This window comes from Mesorhizobium sp. B2-3-12, assembly GCF_006442205.1.
In the GTDB taxonomy this organism is placed as follows: Bacteria; Pseudomonadota; Alphaproteobacteria; order Rhizobiales; family Rhizobiaceae; genus Mesorhizobium.
This window is the reverse complement of record NZ_VFVR01000002.1, coordinates 699,026-716,402: the sequence shown is the minus strand read 5'-3', so window position 1 is coordinate 716,402 and position 17,377 is coordinate 699,026. Positions and strand designations below refer to the sequence as shown.

The window sequence follows — 17,377 nt, the reverse complement described above, 5'->3', positions numbered from 1 at the left end:
AATACCAATAAAATACCAATAGCCAAGGCTTAATTTGTCTTTCAAAAAGATTAAGCCGTATTTTATTGAAAAAACTAGTCATTTTTGCCGGCATAGCGATTTCCAGCCGACGAATTCGTTAATGCGTGTGGACAAGTGGTATTTTTTTGGTATTGTTTTCGAAGTTTGGAGGAAAAGGGATGGCTGAAACGCGCACCGAAGCGCTGCACAGGAATGCCGAGGGGCTGGATATCCAGGCTCCCGAAGCGATCCTCGGCGCGCTGGCCGATGCGCAGGTCGAGGCCGCGAAAGCCGTCCGCAACGCCATTCCCTCCATCGCCAGGGCAGCCGAGATCATTGCCGGCAGCCTGAACGGCGGCGGCAAGCTTGCCTATGCCGCGGCCGGCAGCTCCGGCCTGATGGCGCTGGCCGACGCGCTGGAACTGCCGGGCACGTTCGGCATTCAGCGCGACCGCATCGCCATCCTGATCGCCGGCGGCGACGAGGCTTTCAGGACATCGGCCGGCGGGCCCGAGGACGACACCGAAGAGGCCGCGATGGCGGTCGCCAATGCCGGCATCGGCGCGGGCGATTGCCTGATCGCCCTTTCCGCCTCCGGCACCACGCCCTATGCGGTGCGCGCCGTCGAGGAGGCGCGGCGTCGGGGCGCCGCCACCATCGGCATCGCCAACAACCGGGATACGGCGCTGCTCAGGCAAGCCGACACCGCCATCCTGCTCGAAACGCCGCCGGAAGTCATTGCCGGCTCGACCCGCATGGGCGCCGGCACCGCACAGAAGATCGCGCTCAACATGCTGTCGACGCTGACCGCCATTCATCTTGGCCATGTGCATGACGGCTATATGGTCAACCTCATGGCCGACAACATGAAGCTGCGCGACCGGGCGGCGCGCATCGTCGCCGCCATCAGCGGGCGCGACAGGGAAGAAGCGGCCCGGCTGCTCGAAAAGAGCAGCGGCGCGGTCAAGACCGCCATTCTGCTCGCCGCCGGCGTCGACAGTGCGGAAGCGGCGCGGAAAATACTGGAAGGGACAGGCCAGAAGCTGCGGCCCGCCCTTTCCGCGCTGGGGCATGATCCCGAAAAGCGGAAACCGCTTTTCGGAAACGATCATGCCCGAACAAAGAAATAGAGCCTGTTTCATCCCGATTTGCATCGGGTGAAACGGGCTTTCGAGGGGAACAAGGGTTCCAAAGCCTGGGTTCTCATCAAAACCGAACCTGAAAAAGGTCAACAGGGAGACTGAGCATGACAACGAAACTACTGACGGCACTGCTTCTGGGCACATCCATTCTCGGCTCGGCCGGGTTGGCTCACGCCGCGGACGTAACGCTCAACATCGAAAGCTGGCGCGGCGACGACCTCGCCATCTGGAAGGACAAGCTGATCCCGGCCTTCGAAGCCAAGAACCCGGGCATCAAGGTGGTGTTCGCGCCCTCGGCACCGACCGAGTATGACGCCGCGCTCGGCGCCAAGCTCGCCGCCGGCTCGGCGGGCGACCTGATCACCTGCCGCCCGTTCGACAAGTCGCTCGAACTGTTCAAGAAGGGCAACCTTGCCGATCTCTCGGCGCTGCCCGGCATGGAAAACTTCTCGCCTGTCGCCAAGTCCGCCTGGCAGACCGATGACGGCAAGTCGAGCTTCTGCGTGCCGATGGCGTCCGTCATCCACGGCTTCATCTACAACAAGGACGCCTTCGACAAGCTCGGCATCAAGGTGCCGGAAACCCGCGACGAGTTCTTCGCCGCGCTCGACAAGATCAAGGCCGACGGCACCTACATCCCGATGGCGATGGGCACCAAGGATCTCTGGGAAGCCGCGACCATGGGCTACCAGAACATCGGCCCCAACTACTGGAAGGGCGAGGACGGCCGCGCCGCGCTGATCAAGGGCGAGCAGAAGCTGACCGACAAGGACTGGGTCGCGCCCTATGAGGAACTGGCCAAGTGGAAGCCTTATCTCGGTGACGGCTTCGAGGCCCAGACCTATCCGGACAGCCAGAACCTGTTCACGCTCGGCCGCGCCGCCATTTACCCGGCCGGCTCGTGGGAAATCGGCCTGTTCAACACCCAGGCCCAGTTCAAGATGGGCGCCTTCCCGCCACCGGTCGAGAAGGCCGGCGACACCTGCTACATCTCGGACCATACCGACATCGGCATGGGCCTGAACGCGGCTTCGAAGAATGCCGACGCTGCCAAGACCTTCCTGTCCTGGGTGGCTTCCGCTGACTTCGCCACCATCTACGCCAACGCGCTGCCGGGCTTCTTCAGCCTGAACTCCGCGCCGGTGAAGATGGAAGACCCGCTGGCGCAGGAATTCGTCTCCTGGCGTGGCAAGTGCAAGTCGACGATCCGCTCGACCTACCAGATCCTGTCGCGCGGCACGCCGAACCTCGAAAACGAGACCTGGGTCGAGTCGGCCAATGTCATCAACGGCACCGATACGCCGGAAGCCGCGGCCAAGAAGCTGCAGACCGGCCTCGACAGCTGGTATAAGCCGGCGAAATAAGAGCTCAGGCAACGGAGCAGGGCCGTTCCAAGTGGACGGCCCTGCCTTTTTCGATAGCATCGACCGCGAACGATGGCGCCGCCCCGCATCCGCCTGCCGGCACCTTCTCCCCTTATAGTGACGGGGAGAAGGGACTAGCCGCGACGCTGGCGACCCCTCTCCCCGTCCTTCACGAGGAGAGGGTAAGGGTGAGGGCGGCGCTGCCGGCAAACGCATTTGCCCAGAACCTTGATCGGCGGGAACCGAACTCATGGCCGCACAAACACGACCGAAAAGACCGTTCCACTGGCATATCGCCGTCTTCCTGGCGCCGGCGGTGCTCGTCTACACCGCGATCATGATCCTGCCGCTGGCCGGCACGCTGCAGCTGTCGCTGTTCCGCAACGTCGACCAGTCCCAGGTCTTCGTCGGCCTGGACAATTTCCGCACCCTGTTCGGCGACCCCAACTGGTCGGTCAATTTCTGGAATGCGCTGAGGAACAATGTCTGGTTCTTCATCATCCACATGCTGGTGCAGAACCCGGTCGGCGTGCTTTTGGCGGCGCTGTTGTCCAGCCCCAAGCTGCGGTTCTCGGCCTTCTACCGCACCGCCATCTTCGTGCCGACCATCCTGTCCTTCGTCATCGTCGGCTTTGCCTGGAAGCTGATCCTGTCGCCGCTCTGGGGCGTGGCGCCGCATCTGCTCGATTTCGTCGGCCTGAAAAGCCTATTCACACCCTGGCTCGGCAAGGAGCAATACGCACTGACGGCGCTCAGCTTGATCTCGGTGTGGCAATTCATAGGCATTCCGATGATGCTGATCTATGCCGCCCTGCTGTCGATCCCCGAAGAGGTGATCGAGGCGGCCGAATGCGATGGCGTCACAGGCTTGTCGCAGTTCTGGAAGATCAAGCTGCCGCTGATCCTGCCGTCGATCGGCATCATCTCAATCCTCACCTTCGTCGGCAATTTCAATGCCTTCGACCTGATCTACACCGCGCAAGGCGCGCTCGCCGGGCCGAACTATTCCACCGATATTCTCGGCACCTTCCTCTACCGCGCCTTCTTCGGCTTCCAGTTGCAGGTCGGCGACCCCAATATGGGCGCGACCATCGCCACGATCATGTTTCTGATCATCCTTGGCGGTGTCTGCGTCTACCTCTTCCTCATCCAGACGCGCCTGCGTCGGTATCAGTTTTAGAGGCGACGGAGATGAGCATCGCCACCCGTTCACTGCCCCGCGCCATCGGCGCCCACGCGATCCTGCTGACCTACACGGCGATCGCGCTGTTTCCGGTGATCCTGGTCATCATGAATTCGTTCAAGTCCCGCGCCGGCATCTTCGGCGCGCCGCTGACGCCGCCGGCGCCAAAGACGTTCGACCTGATCGGCTACACCACGGTGATCGGCCAGGGCGACTTCATCCATTATTTCCAGAACAGCCTCGTCGTCACCGTCGGCTCGCTGTTCTTCGTGCTTCTGTTCGGCGCCATGGCCGCGTTCGCGCTGTCGGAATACCGCTTCCGCGGCAACACGCTGATGGGGCTTTATCTGGCGCTCGGCATCATGATCCCGATCCGGCTCGCCACCGTCGCCATCCTGCAATTGATGGTGGCGAGCGGACTGGTCAACACGCTGACGGCGCTGATCCTGGTCTACACGGCGCAAGGCCTGCCGTTGGCCGTCTTCATCCTGTCGGAATTCATGAAGCAGGTCTCCGACGATCTGAAGAACGCCGGCCGCATCGACGGCCTGTCGGAATACACCATCTTCTTCCGGCTGGTCGTGCCGCTGGTGCGGCCGTCGATGGCAACCGTCGCCGTCTTCACCATGATCCCGATCTGGAACGATCTGTGGTTTCCGCTGATCCTGGCGCCGTCGGAAGAGACCAAGACGGTGACGCTCGGCGCGCAGCTCTTCCTCGGCCAGTTCGTCACCAACTGGAACGCCATCCTGGCCGCGCTGTCGCTGGCGATCCTGCCGGTGCTGGTCCTCTACGTCATCTTCTCGCGGCAACTGATCCGCGGCATCACCTCCGGAGCCGTCAAGTGAGCGTGCAAAAACCCCTTCGTGTCGTCGTCGCCGGGCTCGGCAATATGGGGCGCAGCCATGCGCTGGCCTATCACAACAATCCAGGCTTCGAGATCGCGGCCCTGGTCAACCGCTCCGACGTGCCGCTGCCGGACGGGCTGTCCGGCTATGACATCAGGCGCTCCTTCGACGACGCGTTGCGCGAGGAGAAGCCCGATGTCGCCTGCATCGCCACCTATTCGGACAGCCATGCCGACTATGCGGTGAGGGCGTTCGAGGCCGGATGCCATGTCTTCGTCGAAAAGCCGCTGGCAACGACGGTGGCGGATGCCAAGCGCGTGGTCGCCGCCGCCAAGGCCAATGGTCGAAAACTGGTGATAGGCTATATCCTGCGCCATCATCCGTCCTGGATCAGGCTGATCGCCGAGGCGCGCAAGCTCGGCGGTCCCTACGTCTTCCGCATGAACCTCAATCAGCAATCCTCAGGCCATACCTGGGAGACGCACAAGCAATTGATGCGGACGACATCGCCGATCGTCGATTGCGGCGTGCACTATCTCGACGTGATGCTGCAGATCACTGACGCCAGGCCGGTCGAGGTGCGCGGCATGGGCGTGCGGCTGACCGACGAGGTCGCGCCCTCCATGTACAATTACGGCCATCTGCAGGTGCTGTTCGATGACGGCTCGGTCGGCTGGTACGAGGCCGGTTGGGGTCCGATGATCTCAGAGACGGCCTTCTTCGTGAAGGATGTCATGTCGCCCAAGGGCTGCGTGTCGATCGTCATGAAGGAGGGCGTCAAGTCCGACGACATCGACACCCACACCAAGACCTCGACCATCCGCCTGCACAGTGCCGCGACCGGCGCTGACGGCAAGTTCCTAAAGCCGGACGAGCTGCTGTCGATGGCAGGCGAACCCGGCCACCAGGACCTCTGCGATCTCGAACAGGCTTTTGTCCTGAAAGCGATCCGCGAGGACCTGGACCTGACCCGCCACATGGACGATGCGGTGCGCTCGCTCGCCGTCTGCCTTGCCGCCGACGAGAGCGTGCGCAGCGGCGTCGCCGTGAAACTCTAGAACAGGGACGAAGCCGTGGGCTCGCTGAAAATCGAGAATGTGAAGAAGGCCTTCGGGCCGGTCGAGGTGCTGAAGGGCATCGACCTCGAAGTGACGGATGGCGAATTCGTCGTGTTTGTCGGCCCCTCCGGCTGCGGCAAGTCGACCTTGCTCAGGGTCATCGCCGGGCTGGAGGATTCCACCTCGGGCCGGGTGCTGATCGATGGCGAGGACGTCTCGGTCACCCCGCCGGCCAAACGCGGCATCGCCATGGTGTTCCAGACCTACGCGCTCTACCCGCATCTGACGGTCAGGAACAATATGGGGCTCGGCCTCAAGCAGGCGAACACCCCGGCGACCGAGATCGATCGCCGCATCGGCGTCGCCTCATCCATGCTGTCGCTGGAACCTTATCTCGAAAGGCGGCCAGCGGAACTCTCCGGCGGCCAACGCCAGCGCGTTGCCATCGGCCGCGCCGTGGTGCGCGAGCCGAAACTGTTCCTGTTCGACGAGCCGCTGTCGAACCTCGATGCCGCGTTGCGCGTCAACACGCGGCTGGAAATCGCGCAGCTGCACCGCCGCCTCAAGGCGACGATGATCTACGTCACCCACGACCAGGTCGAGGCGATGACGCTGGCCGACAAGATCGTCGTGCTCAACGCCGGCAAGATCGAACAGATCGGCGGCCCGATGGAGCTCTACAATGCGCCGGCAAACGAATTCGTCGCCGGCTTCATCGGCTCGCCCAAGATGAATTTCGTCGACGGCGCCCGCCTTGGCGAGACAGCCAAGACCATCGGCGTGCGGCCCGAGCATTTGACCGTTGACCCGAAATCCGGCGCTTGGAAGGGCACCGTCGTGCATGCCGAGCATCTCGGCGCCGACACCAATCTTTATCTCGATTGCGAAAAGGCCGGGCTGATCACCGTGCGGATTTTCGGTGTTTACGACGCGGAGCCCGGCACCACGCTTTATGCGACGCCGGAGCCGGGCAAGACCTATCGGTTTGGTGCGGATGGGAAGGTGCTGAAGTAGCTTTCACAGTAAAGGCCAGCGCCGCCCCTCATTGCCCTGCCGGGCATTTCTCCCCGTAGAACGGGGAGAAAGAAGCTGGCGGCGACGCTGGCGTCAATTTGCGAAAGCAGCGATGACAGCGTCCTTCTCCCCGTTCACGGGGAGAAGATGGCGGCAGCCAGATGAGGGGCAGCGCTGACGCCCAAAATCTCGCGCTTAAATATCAGCCTTGAACGTCTGCTTCTGCTGCCCCAGCCCTTCGATTCCCAACTCCACCACATCGCCGGCCTTCAAAAACACCGGCGGCTTCATGCCGAGGCCGACGCCGGGCGGCGTGCCGGTCGAGATGATGTCGCCGGGATGCAGCGACATGAACTGGCTGAGGTAAGAGACGAGATAGGAAACGCCATAGACCATGGTCTTGGTCGAGCCGTTCTGCATCGTCTTGCCGTTGACGGTTAGCCACATCTTCAGGTTCTGCGGGTCGGCGATCTCGTCCTTGGTGACCAGCCATGGGCCGGTCGGGCCGAACGTGTCGCAGCTCTTGCCCTTGGTCCACTGGCCCTGGCGCTCGGCCTGGAAGGCACGTTCAGACACGTCGTGCGAGACACAATAGCCGGCGACATAGTCCAGTGCGTCGGCCTCGCTGACATACTTGGCCGTCTTGCCGATGACCACGCCGAGCTCGACTTCCCAGTCGGTCTTCTCGGAACCGCGCGGGATCAGCACGTCATCATCCGGGCCGACGATGGCCGAGCTTGCCTTCATGAAGATGATCGGCTCGGAGGGCACGGTGGCGCCGGTCTCGGCGGCATGGTCGGAATAGTTGAGGCCGATGCAGATGAACTTGCCGGTGCCGGCAACGCAGGCGCCGAGGCGAGGCTTGCCGGAAACAACAGGCAGCGACTTCGCATCGAGCTTCGACAGCATGTCCAGCGACGCAGGATGAAGCGTGGTGCCGGCAATATCGGCGACATGGGCGGAGAGATCGCGGATCGTTCCATCCGCATCGAGTAGGCCGGGACGTTCGCTCCCCACCTCGCCATAGCGCAGCAGTTTCATGCATCTTCTCCTGATTGCGGCCTCGGGCCGTTCTACAAAACTCTCCGCCGGGGCATCAGCCCTTCCGGAACCGGGCCGGACCCTAGCCACCGGCCTGCTTCACGACAAGCGCGGGCAGCCCGTTTTGATCGCCGGTGGGCGGGATTTTCAGACTTCCCGATCCTTCGTCGAACCCGATCGTCCGGTTGCCGGCAATCGTCTCCGGACGCGATCAGATCGACCAGCCGCCGTCGATATTATAGGCCTGCCCGGACGTATAGGTGGCGCCGGCCAGATAGACGGCGAGATCTGCGATTTCCTCCGGCGTGCCGAGCCGGCCCATCGGCTGGCGGGCGATGAACGCGGCACGGGCGGCGTCGTAGTCGCCCTGAGCGTGCATGCGGTCCTGCAGCGACGGGCTCTCGACCGTGCCGGGGCAGATGGCGTTGCAGCGTATGCCCTTGCCGACATAGTCGGCCGCGACCGCCTTGGTCAGGCCGATGACGGCGGCCTTGCTCAGGCCATAGACGAAGCGGTTTGGGACACCCTTGGTCGAGCTGGCGAGCGAGGCCATGTTGATGATCGATCCGTCGCCGCGCTCCAGCATGCCGGGCAGCACGGCCCTGATGGTCCGGACCATGGCGCGGACGTTGAGGTTCAGCGCGAAATCGAGGTCGCCATCCTTCATCTCGAGGATCGAGCCGGAATGGACGAAACCGGCGCAGTTGAACAGAACGTCGACACGGCCGATCTCGGCGAAGGCCGCGTTGACCGCCTCGTCGTTGAGGACGTCGACCTTGCGGGTCTTGATTCCTGATGTCCTGGCGAGTTCCGCCAGCAGCGTCTCGTTGATGTCGGTGGCATGGACGACAGCACCTGCCTTGGCAAAGGCCAGTGCGCTTGCCTTGCCGATCCCTTGCGCCGCCGCCGTGATGACAACGATCTTGCCTGCCAGATCCGCCATGTCTTTTCCTCGCCTGCTTGGATCGATTGCCTTTATCGGCGGCCGACGAAGACGTCATGTGCCAGTCAGGCGCGATCGTGCGGCCTGCGCCAGTTCACTGATAAGATGTTTTTTCTCGTTAAAGAACATATGCACGGGCGTCAAGCCCGAACACGATCCCATTGCGACAGCATGGAGATATCAGTCCCCGTAAGGCACCCAGACATTCTTCACCTCGATGGCGCGGCGCAGCAAGGCGTCACCGGCGGCGTCTTCGGAGGCCCAGTCGAGGCTCCGGCCATTGCCGTTCCAGACGCGCTTGAGATTGCCGATGGAGTCGGCTTCCGCCTTGGCGCAGGTGTCAGCGTCGGCGAACAGCCAGAGCCCGTCGACATCGTCATGCTTGGCCAGCACGCCGGCAAGTTCGGCGCTGCGGCCGGTGACGATGTTGATGGCGCCGGCCGGCACGTCGGAATATTCGATGACCTGATAGAGATCGGTCGCCAGCAGCGGATACCGTTCCGAAGGCACGGCGACCACCGTGTTGCCCATGGCCAGCGCCGGAGCGACCAGCGAGATGAAGCCGAGCAAGGGCTGATTGTCGGGCGCGACGATGCCGATGACGCCGACCGGCTCATGCAGCGCCAGCGTCACGGCACGCGCCGGCGGCTGGTGCACGCGTCCCTCGAACTTGTCGGCAAGGCCGGCATAGAGGAACAGCCGTTCGATCGAGAGCTCGACCTCGTCCCGCGCGCCCTTGGCGTTGGCGCCGGTCAGCTCGGTGAGGCGGGCGGCAAACTCGCCCGCACGGCCGGAAAGGTTCTCGGCCAGGTAATAAAGCACCTGCGACCTGTTATAGGCGGTTGCTTCCGGCCAGCTCTTGCAGGCGCGCGCGGCGGAAACGGCGTCACGGATATCCTTGCGGCTGCCGAGCCCGATCTCGCCGGCAAGCTTGCCCTTGGCGGTGGCGATGCCAAGCGAGTAATTGCCATCGGGCCGCACCTGCTTGCCGCCGATGAACAGTTTTGCCGTGCGGTCGATGGCGCTACCGTCGGCCTGCTCGACGGGCCGAGCGGACGACGTCGCCGGTTTGATGACCGGACCGAGCGGCAGCTTTGCCGTCAGATATTCGAACATCCCCTCACGACCGCCCTCGCGCCCGAAACCGCTCTCGCGGTAGCCGCCGAAGCCGCAGGCGGCGTCGAACATGTTGGTGCCGTTGACCCAGACGACGCCGGCCTTGAGTTGCGGCGCGACATGAAGGGCCAGATTGACGTTCTCGCTCCATACTGAGGCGGCGAGCCCGTAGCGCGTGTTGTTGGCCAGTTCGACCGCTTCCTCGGTGTTACGGAAGGTCATGGTGGCTAGCACAGGCCCGAACACCTCCTCCTGCGCCAGGATATTAGCCGGCGAAACACCAGTGGCCAACGTCGGCAGGTGGTAATAGCCGGAAGACGGCAGCGCCGCATCCGGCTGCCAGCAGACGGCGCCCTGCCTGGCGCCTTCCGCGACCAGACCCTTGACCCGGTCGAGCTGTGTGGCGTCGACCAGCGGCCCGATATCGGTGTTCTTGTCGAGCGGACTGCCGACGCGCAGCCGGCTCATCCGCGTCTTGACCTTAGCGATCAAGGCTTCGGCAATGCCTTCCTGCACCAGCAGCCGCGAACCGGCGCAGCACACCTGGCCCTGGTTGAACCAGATGCCGTCGACGAGGCCCTCGACGGCGCTGTCGAGGTCGGCATCCTCGAAGACGATGAAGGCGGATTTGCCGCCAAGCTCCAGCGACAGTTTCTTGCCCGAGCCGGCGGTGGCCTTGCGGATGATCTTGCCCACTTCGGACGAACCGGTGAAGGCGATCTTCTGGATGCCGGGATGGTTGACGATCGCCGCACCTGCTTCCGGACCGCCCTGGACGATGTTGACGACGCCCTTCGGCACGCCGGCGCGTTCGCAGATTTCGGCGAACAGGATAGCGGTCAGCGGCGTGAACTCGGCCGGCTTCAGCACCACCGTGCATCCGGCGGCGAGTGCCGGCGCTATCTTCCAGGCCAGCATCAGCAGCGGGAAATTCCACGGGATGATCTGGCCGACGACACCGACGCCCTTGTGGCCGGGGAAATCCTTGTCCAGCGCCTGCGCCCAGCCGGCATGATGGATAAAATGACGGATCGCCAGCGGCACGTCGATGTCGCGGCTCTCGCGGATCGGCTTGCCATTGTCGATCGATTCAAGTACCGCGAACAGCCGCTGGTGACGCTGCATGGCGCGGCCGATGGCGTAGAGCACTTTCGCGCGCTGGTATCCCGAGGCGGCCGACCACTTCGGCAGCGCCTTCGTGGCCGCGGCGACAGCCGCGTCGATATCGGCGGCATTCGCATCCGACACCTTGGCCAGAAGCTTGCCCGAAGACGGTTCGCTGGTCTCGAAGGTCTTGCCGCCGGAAGCGGCCTTCCATGCGCCGTCGATGAACAGCGCCTTGCCAAAGTCGCGCGCGGCCAACCAGGCGTCGGCCTCGTTGCGGGCTTCCGGCGCCGGGCCGTATTCCATGGCGTGATAGCGTTCGAGAATGTTCATCAGGCACTCCAGATAATTGTCAGAGAAGGCATTCCGCTACGCCCGTCAAACTCTGACGCTAGGCCATCGCGTGGCGGTGATTGGCCGAATAGTGCCCGGTCAGGTGATGTTCGAGCTGGCGCTCTATATCGGTCAGCAGGCTCGACGCGCCGAAGCGGAACAGCTCGGGCTCCAGCCACGGCCGGCCGAGCTCTTCCTTCATCAGCACGAGCCAGTCGAGCGAAACCTTGGCCGTGGAAATGCCGCCGGCCGGCTTGAATCCGATGAGATAGCCGGTCTCCTCGAAATAGGCCCTGATGGCGCGCACCATGGCCAGGCCGACAGGCAGCGTGGCGTTGACGCTTTCCTTGCCGGTCGAGGTTTTTATGAAATCGGCGCCCGCCATCATCGCCACCATCGAGGCCAGCATGACATTGCGCAGCGTGGCGAGGTCGCCGGTGCCCAGAATGACCTTCAGATGCGCGTCACCGCAGGCGGCGCGCATCGAGACGATCTCGTTGTAAAGCTCGCGCCATTTGGCGCCGAACACCAGGCCGCGCGGAATGACGACGTCGATCTCGTCGGCGCCGTCGCGTACCGAGGCCTCGATTTCCTGCAGCCGGGTCGACAGCGGCGCCAGCCCATGCGGGAAGGCGGTGGAGACGGCGGCGACATGGATGCCGGTGCCGCGCACGGCATCGACGGCGGTGGCGACGAAGGGATGGTAGACGCAGACGGCGGCCGGCCGGATGGTCTCGCCCGCAATGCCCAGGCCCTCCATGATGTCGCGGCGCAGCGGGTTGATCGCCTTGGCGCAGAGCCGGCGCACGCGCTCCTCGGTGTCGTTGGAGTTGAGCGTTGTCAGGTCCATGCAGGCGATCGACCGCAGCAGCCAGGCCGCCTGGTTGTCGGCCTTGATCGAGCGCCGTTTGGTCAGGCTGGCGACGCGGCGTTCCAGCGCCGAACGGTTGACGCTGCGCACCGATTCCAGAAAGCCGAGGTCGAGCTTGAGGCCAGGATTGCGCGCGATGTGATGGTCCAGCGGCACCGGGGTGTTGGCGGCGGCGCGTGCCGGCAGCGGCGTCACCTTGGTGCCAAGATCGGCGTCGCGGATTGTGCTGCTCATCTCCTGCCCTTTCATTCAGCGGCGTGCGCTTGACGTCTTGGTGCGCATCGTTCTCCCAAAGCCGTTCGACAGCTTTGGGCAACACGCACGAAGATAGCCCGCGAAGCCGCGCTTCACGAGTCCTCAAGCGAGGGATAGCTGAAAAAGGCTGCAAAAGCAGCTAATTTTTGACCGGAAGGTCAAAACTCGATTGCCGAGCGTTAAGCGCGGGCCTCAGCCGACGAAGGCGCGTTCGACGACAAAAGTCGCGGGATGGCTGAGCGAACCTTCCTGGAAGCCGAGGCTTTCGGCCAATTCCTTGACGTCCTTCAGCATATGCATCGAGCCGCAGATCATGATGCGGTCGGTTTCCGGATCGAGCTTCTCGATGCCGAGGTCGCTGTAGAACTTGCCCGAGCCGATCAGCGCGGTGATGCGGCCCATGCGCGCCGACTCTTCGCGGGTCGTCGAATTGTAGAGCGTAACGCGCCCGGTGGTCAGCTCGCCGATAAGCGGGTCGCTTTCCAGCGCCGCCACCAGTTCCTGGCCATAGATCAGTTCGGCATTGTCGCGGCAGGTATGGGTCAGGATCAGCTGGTCGAATTTCTCGTACGTGTCGGGATCGCGCAGCAGGCTGGCGAAGGGCGCGATGCCGGTGCCGGTCGAGATCATGAACAGCCGCTTGGCCGGCGTCAGCGCGTCGACGACCAGCGTGCCGGTCGACTTCTGGCGCATGATGACGGTGTCGCCGACCTGGATCTTCTGCAGTTCCGAGGTCAACGGGCCGTCTGGCACCTTGATCGAGAAGAACTCCAGCTCTTCGTCCCAGGCCGGGCTGGCCACGGAATACGCACGGTACACCGGCTTCTCAGCATTGGGCAGGCCGATCATGACGAACTCGCCCGAGCGAAAGCGTAGCGACTGCGGACGGGTGATCCGGAACGAGAACAGCCGGTCGGTATAGTGCTTCACCGAGACGACGGTTTGCGCATAGACATTAGCCGGAATCGGGAACTGCAGCGGACGGGCTTCAGCGGTGTTGAACGCGGGCGTGGTGTTCATCAATTCCAACCTTCTCGCCCAATGAGAGATACGGGCGCCGAACTTTCCCGTGCGCGCCCGAACCATTCAGGTCCCGGCGTGCCATGCACGCTACCAAAGCGGTAAGCTCTTGTGTCGGGAATTTATTAGTATACAAACGATATTTGCGTCAAGATGGCGCCGTGAAACACCTTTCCAAACTGCGGCATATCCGTAGTCCCAGCATTTCGGGTTTCGACAATGGAAGAGAATTTTTCGGTGCCGTCGCCGGATTCCCTGGGCAGCGTGGTTGCCGGCATCGATGTCGGCGGAACTTTCACCGACCTGCTTTTGATCGATGGCAAGGACGGCGGCAAGGTGTATCTGGCCAAGACGCCGACGACGGTCGACAACCAGGCTTTTGGCGTGGTTTCGGCGCTCGGCGCCACCGGTTTTCCGGTCGACGGCATCGACCTCATCGTGCATGGCACGACCACCACCACCAATGCGGTGCTGGAGCGCCGGCTGGCCAAAACCGGCATGATCACCACGCGCGGTTTTCGCGACGTGATCGAGCTCGGCCGGCGCACGCGGCCGCAGCCCTATGGCATGACCGGGACCTTCGTCCCCATCATTCCGCGCAATCTCAGGCTCGAAGTGTCGGAGCGCGTCGAGGCCTCAGGCGCTATCCGCACGCCGCTCAACGAGGCCGAAATGCGCGATGCCGTGCAGGCGCTTATCGCCGCCGGCTGCGAATCCCTCGTCATCCACTTCCTGCACTCCTACGCCAACCCCGGACATGAGCGGCGCGCAGCCGAAATCGCCGCCGAATTCTGGCCGAACGGCTACATCACCACGGGCCATGCGCTGCTGTCGGAAGCGCGCGAATTCGAACGCGGCGTAACGGCCTCAGTCAATGCCTCGGTGCAGCCGATCCTCGAGCGCTATGTCGAGCGGCTGCGCAAGGAATTGGCGGCACAAGGCTATGGCCGCGACTTCCTCATCATGAACGGCAATGGCGGCATGATCTCGGCCCGCTTCGTCACACGTGAATCGGCCAAGACGGTGATGTCGGGCCCCGCCTCCGGCGTCATCGCCGCCGCCTATACGGGCAAGCGCGCCGGCTTCGAAAACCTCGTCACCTACGACATGGGCGGCACTTCCACCGACGTGGCGTTGATCCGCAATGCCGAGCCGGCGGTCTCGAACGAGATCGAGATCGAATATGCCATGCCCATCCACGTGCCGATGGTGGCGGTGCACACGGTCGGCGCCGGCGGCGGCTCGATCGCCCGCGTCGATGCGGCCGGCCTGATCCAGATCGGTCCCGAAAGTGCCGGAGCCAATCCCGGCCCGATCTGCTACGGCCGTGGCGGCACCGAGCCGACCATCACCGACGCCAATCTTGTGCTCGGCCGGCTGGCCCCGAAGAAGCTGCTGGCGGTCGACAATCCGGTCACGGCGGAGCGCGTCACCGGCATTTTCGAGGACAGGATCGGCAAGGCGACCGGCCTGTCCGGCGTCGAGGCGGCTGGCGCGGTGCTGCGCCTCGGCAACATGAAGATGGCCGGCGCCATCCGCATGGTCTCGGTGTCGCGCGGTCATGACCCGCGCGATTTCGCGCTGTTCGCCTTCGGCGGCGCCGGGCCGCTGCACGCCACCGCGCTCGCCCGCGAACTCGGCCTGCCCAAAGTGCTGGTGCCTGCACGGCCCGGCATCACCAACGCGCTCGGCTGCGTCGTCGCCGATCTGCGCCATGATTTCGTCAACACCATCAACCAGCCTGTCGCCCTGCTTGATGAAAGCCAGCTCCACCAACTATTGGAACGGCACCGGAACGAAGGTGGGGAGTTGATCGGCAAGGAGGCGGTGAAACCGGAGACTATCCGCGTCACCCACTCCGCCGACATGCAGTTCGTCGGCCAAACCCACATCATCAACGTGCCGCTGCCGTCTTCGACGGTGACGCGGAGCGAATTGCAGGCTTTGTTCGAAAAAGCCTATTTCGCCCGCTTCAAGGTCGAGCTGCCGGAAATCCGCGCCAACCTCGTCAACCTCAACACCTCGGTCACCGGCGTGCGCCCGGCGATCGACCTGTCGCGCCTGATCGACCCGGCTGGGCGCGCAAAAACACTGGAAGAGGCGCGGCGTGAAATCCGGTCGGTCTGGTACGCCGGCCACTGGCACGACACGCCGGTGTACATCAGGGAAAAGCTGCCGCTCGACGCCATCATCGAAGGCCCGGCGATCCTCGAACAGATGGACGCCACCACCGTGCTCGAGCCCGGCGACCGCGCGCGCTCGGACCCCGACGGCAACATCATCATCGACATCGGCGAGGCCTGAGATGCCCGACATTGATATGGCAAAGCTCGACGCCATTACGCTTTCGGTCCTCCAGGCCGCCTTGCAGCAGGTCTGCGACGAGATGGACCTGACGTTTTCCCGCGCCGCCTTCTCGCCCGTCATCGCCGAGGCCAACGACCGTTCCGACGGCATCTATTCCGCCGTCGACGGTTCGCTGATCGCGCAGGGCAGCCAGGGCCTGCCGGTGTTCGTCGGCGTCATGCAATATTCGACCAGGACGGTGATCGAAATGATCGCCGACGGCCGCTGCCTGGCCCCGGAGCCGGGCGACATCTACATCGTCAACGACCCTTATCTCGGCGGCACGCATCTGATGGACGTGCGCTTCGTCATGCCGGTCTATCGCGGTGAAAAGATCTTCTGCTGGTTGTCCAACACCGGCCATTGGCCCGACATTGGCGGCTCCGTGCCCGGCGGCTTCTCGGCATCCGCCACCGCCGTCGAGCAGGAAGGCCTGCGGCTGCCGCCGGTAAAGCTGTTCAAGAAGGGCGTGCTCGATCCTGAAATCTACGCCATCATCTGCTCCAACATCCGGGTTGCCGACCAGCGCATCGGCGACATCAGGGCGCAAGCAGCAGCCCTGCTGATCGGCCAGGACAGGCTCAATGGAATCCTGAATCGTTACGGAGACGAAACCGTTGTCGCGGCGATCGCCGAACTGCGCCGCCGCGCCGCCGAGCAGATGCGCGCCAACATATCCGCCATTCCCGACGGAATCTATCATTCCAAGGCCTTCGTCGATTCCGACGGGGTGGTCAACGAACCGCTGACCATCGCGCTCGCCGTCGAGAAACAGGGCGATACGCTGACCTTCGATTTCACGGGCTCATCCAAGCCCTGCGCCGGACCAATGAACAGCGTGCTGGCAACGACCCTGTCCTCGGTCTATCTCGCCATGCGTCATATCTTCCCCGATGTGCCGATCAGCGCCGGCGCTTTCGAACCACTCGAGGTCAAGCGGCCGGAGGGCACTTTCCTCGATGCAAAGTATCCACGTCCGGTCTCGGGTTGCGCGGCCGAGGTCTCGCAGCGCATCGCCGAGGCGGTGTTCGCCGCCATGGTGCAGGCGCTTCCCGACAAGGTGACGGCCGCCCCCGCCGGCTCAAGCGGCAATTTCGCGCTTGGCGGCAGCGATCCCGCGCGCGGCCGTGATTATGTCATGTATCAAATATCCGGCGGCGGCTATGGCGGCAATTCGGCCCATGACGGCCTCACCAATGGCTGCTCGACCATCGGCATTTCGAAATCGCCGCCGGTCGAGATCATGGAGCAGGCCTTTCCCGTGCTCTACCGCCACTATGCCTTGCGCGAAGGCTCGGGCGGCGCCGGCAAGCATCGCGGCGGTTTCGGCCTCGCCTACGAGGTCGAGATCCTGCGCGGCGAGGCGCGCGCGTCCTTCGTCATGGATCATGGCCGTTTCGGCCCGCAGGGCGCGCTTGGCGGGGAGGATGGCCAGCCCAACAGCGTGATCGTCTTCCGCGATGGCGCGGAACACATACCGCCGCATCTTTCCAAGGAACAGGACATCCCGCTGAAGGCCGGCGACCGCGTGCGCGTCGGCACGCCCGGCGGCGGCGGTTATGGCGATCCGCGTGAGCGAGACGCGGAGCAGGTGCGGCGCGATGTGGCTCTGGGCTATTACACCTTCGAGCAAGCCAGGGAAAAATTTGGCGTCGTGTTGTCGGCCGGTGATCTCATCGTCGACCGGATGGCAACCCACAATCAGCGAGCCGGCTAGCCACCGCAGGTCGCCCGCGCGG

At 63.7% G+C, this 17,377-nt stretch carries 13 protein-coding genes; 8 read left to right on the top strand and 5 right to left on the bottom strand.

Translation table 11 applies throughout. The annotated features are described in order from the left end of the window. Window positions 1-179: 179 nt before the first annotated feature. The 6 genes from FJ948_RS08805 (at window position 180) to FJ948_RS08780 (ending at window position 6,609) form a co-directional block, all read left to right on the top strand. The gene (locus FJ948_RS08805) at window positions 180-1,130 is read left to right on the top strand and encodes an N-acetylmuramic acid 6-phosphate etherase (protein ID WP_140703389.1); all 951 of its coding nucleotides are present in this window, start codon (window positions 180-182) and stop codon (window positions 1,128-1,130) included. A gap of 116 nt (window positions 1,131-1,246) precedes the next feature. After that, a complete protein-coding gene (locus FJ948_RS08800; RefSeq protein ID WP_140703387.1) occupies window positions 1,247-2,506 on the top strand; it encodes an ABC transporter substrate-binding protein in 1,260 nt (419 codons plus the stop codon). 250 nt (window positions 2,507-2,756) lie between these two features. After that, window positions 2,757-3,686, top strand: coding sequence for a sugar ABC transporter permease (locus FJ948_RS08795; protein ID WP_140703385.1), 930 nt, complete (start codon window positions 2,757-2,759; stop codon window positions 3,684-3,686). 11 nt (window positions 3,687-3,697) lie between these two features. Next, on the top strand, window positions 3,698-4,537 hold the full coding sequence (locus FJ948_RS08790; protein WP_140703383.1) for a carbohydrate ABC transporter permease: 840 nt from the start codon (window positions 3,698-3,700) through the stop codon (window positions 4,535-4,537). Then, window positions 4,534-5,595, top strand: a complete 1,062-nt coding sequence (locus FJ948_RS08785; RefSeq protein WP_181173598.1) for a Gfo/Idh/MocA family oxidoreductase — start codon at window positions 4,534-4,536, stop codon at window positions 5,593-5,595. The genes FJ948_RS08790 and FJ948_RS08785 overlap by 4 nt, the downstream gene beginning before the upstream one ends. Window positions 5,596-5,610: 15 nt before the next feature. Then, a complete protein-coding gene (locus FJ948_RS08780; protein ID WP_140703381.1) occupies window positions 5,611-6,609 on the top strand; it encodes an ABC transporter ATP-binding protein in 999 nt (332 codons plus the stop codon). 195 nt (window positions 6,610-6,804) lie between these two features. Here the strand turns inward: FJ948_RS08780 and FJ948_RS08775 are convergent, their stop codons facing one another. The 5 genes from FJ948_RS08775 to FJ948_RS08755 form a co-directional block, all read right to left on the bottom strand. After that, window positions 6,805-7,650, bottom strand: coding sequence for a fumarylacetoacetate hydrolase family protein (locus FJ948_RS08775; RefSeq protein WP_140703379.1), 846 nt, complete (start codon window positions 7,648-7,650; stop codon window positions 6,805-6,807). A gap of 211 nt (window positions 7,651-7,861) precedes the next feature. Then, window positions 7,862-8,593, bottom strand: a complete 732-nt coding sequence (locus FJ948_RS08770; RefSeq protein WP_140703377.1) for an SDR family oxidoreductase — start codon at window positions 8,591-8,593, stop codon at window positions 7,862-7,864. 180 nt (window positions 8,594-8,773) lie between these two features. Further along, window positions 8,774-11,146: an aldehyde dehydrogenase family protein gene (locus tag FJ948_RS08765; RefSeq protein WP_140703375.1), complete on the bottom strand. Its 2,373-nt coding sequence runs from the start codon at window positions 11,144-11,146 to the stop codon at window positions 8,774-8,776. A gap of 58 nt (window positions 11,147-11,204) precedes the next feature. Beyond that, window positions 11,205-12,251 (bottom strand): deoxyribose-phosphate aldolase, encoded by a 1,047-nt coding sequence (deoC, locus tag FJ948_RS08760; RefSeq protein ID WP_140703373.1) that lies wholly within the window; start codon window positions 12,249-12,251, stop codon window positions 11,205-11,207. Window positions 12,252-12,464: 213 nt separating this feature from the next. Then, a complete protein-coding gene (locus FJ948_RS08755; protein WP_140703371.1) occupies window positions 12,465-13,292 on the bottom strand; it encodes a ferredoxin--NADP reductase in 828 nt (275 codons plus the stop codon). Window positions 13,293-13,511: 219 nt separating this feature from the next. On the opposite strand from FJ948_RS08755, the gene FJ948_RS08750 reads away from it, so the two are divergent. Both FJ948_RS08750 and FJ948_RS08745 read left to right on the top strand, forming a co-directional pair. Further along, a complete protein-coding gene (locus FJ948_RS08750) occupies window positions 13,512-15,596 on the top strand; it encodes a hydantoinase/oxoprolinase family protein (RefSeq protein WP_140703369.1) in 2,085 nt (694 codons plus the stop codon). Between the two features lie 16 nt (window positions 15,597-15,612). Continuing rightward, the gene (locus FJ948_RS08745; protein ID WP_140703956.1) at window positions 15,613-17,355 is read left to right on the top strand and encodes a hydantoinase B/oxoprolinase family protein; all 1,743 of its coding nucleotides are present in this window, start codon (window positions 15,613-15,615) and stop codon (window positions 17,353-17,355) included. Window positions 17,356-17,377: the final 22 nt, after the last annotated feature.

Coding starts and splice junctions, on each gene's coding strand:
- FJ948_RS08775 (WP_140703379.1), bottom strand. CDS start 7,650: ATGAAACTGCTGCGCTATGGCGAGGTGGGGAGCGAACGTCCCGGCCTA.
- deoC (WP_140703373.1), bottom strand. CDS start 12,251: ATGAGCAGCACAATCCGCGACGCCGATCTTGGCACCAAGGTGACGCCG.
- FJ948_RS08805 (WP_140703389.1), top strand. CDS start 180: ATGGCTGAAACGCGCACCGAAGCGCTGCACAGGAATGCCGAGGGGCTG.
- FJ948_RS08750 (WP_140703369.1), top strand. CDS start 13,512: ATGGAAGAGAATTTTTCGGTGCCGTCGCCGGATTCCCTGGGCAGCGTG.
- FJ948_RS08770 (WP_140703377.1), bottom strand. CDS start 8,593: ATGGCGGATCTGGCAGGCAAGATCGTTGTCATCACGGCGGCGGCGCAA.
- FJ948_RS08745 (WP_140703956.1), top strand. CDS start 15,613: ATGGCAAAGCTCGACGCCATTACGCTTTCGGTCCTCCAGGCCGCCTTG.
- FJ948_RS08765 (WP_140703375.1), bottom strand. CDS start 11,146: ATGAACATTCTCGAACGCTATCACGCCATGGAATACGGCCCGGCGCCG.
- FJ948_RS08755 (WP_140703371.1), bottom strand. CDS start 13,292: ATGAACACCACGCCCGCGTTCAACACCGCTGAAGCCCGTCCGCTGCAG.
- FJ948_RS08790 (WP_140703383.1), top strand. CDS start 3,698: ATGAGCATCGCCACCCGTTCACTGCCCCGCGCCATCGGCGCCCACGCG.
- FJ948_RS08795 (WP_140703385.1), top strand. CDS start 2,757: ATGGCCGCACAAACACGACCGAAAAGACCGTTCCACTGGCATATCGCC.
- FJ948_RS08800 (WP_140703387.1), top strand. CDS start 1,247: ATGACAACGAAACTACTGACGGCACTGCTTCTGGGCACATCCATTCTC.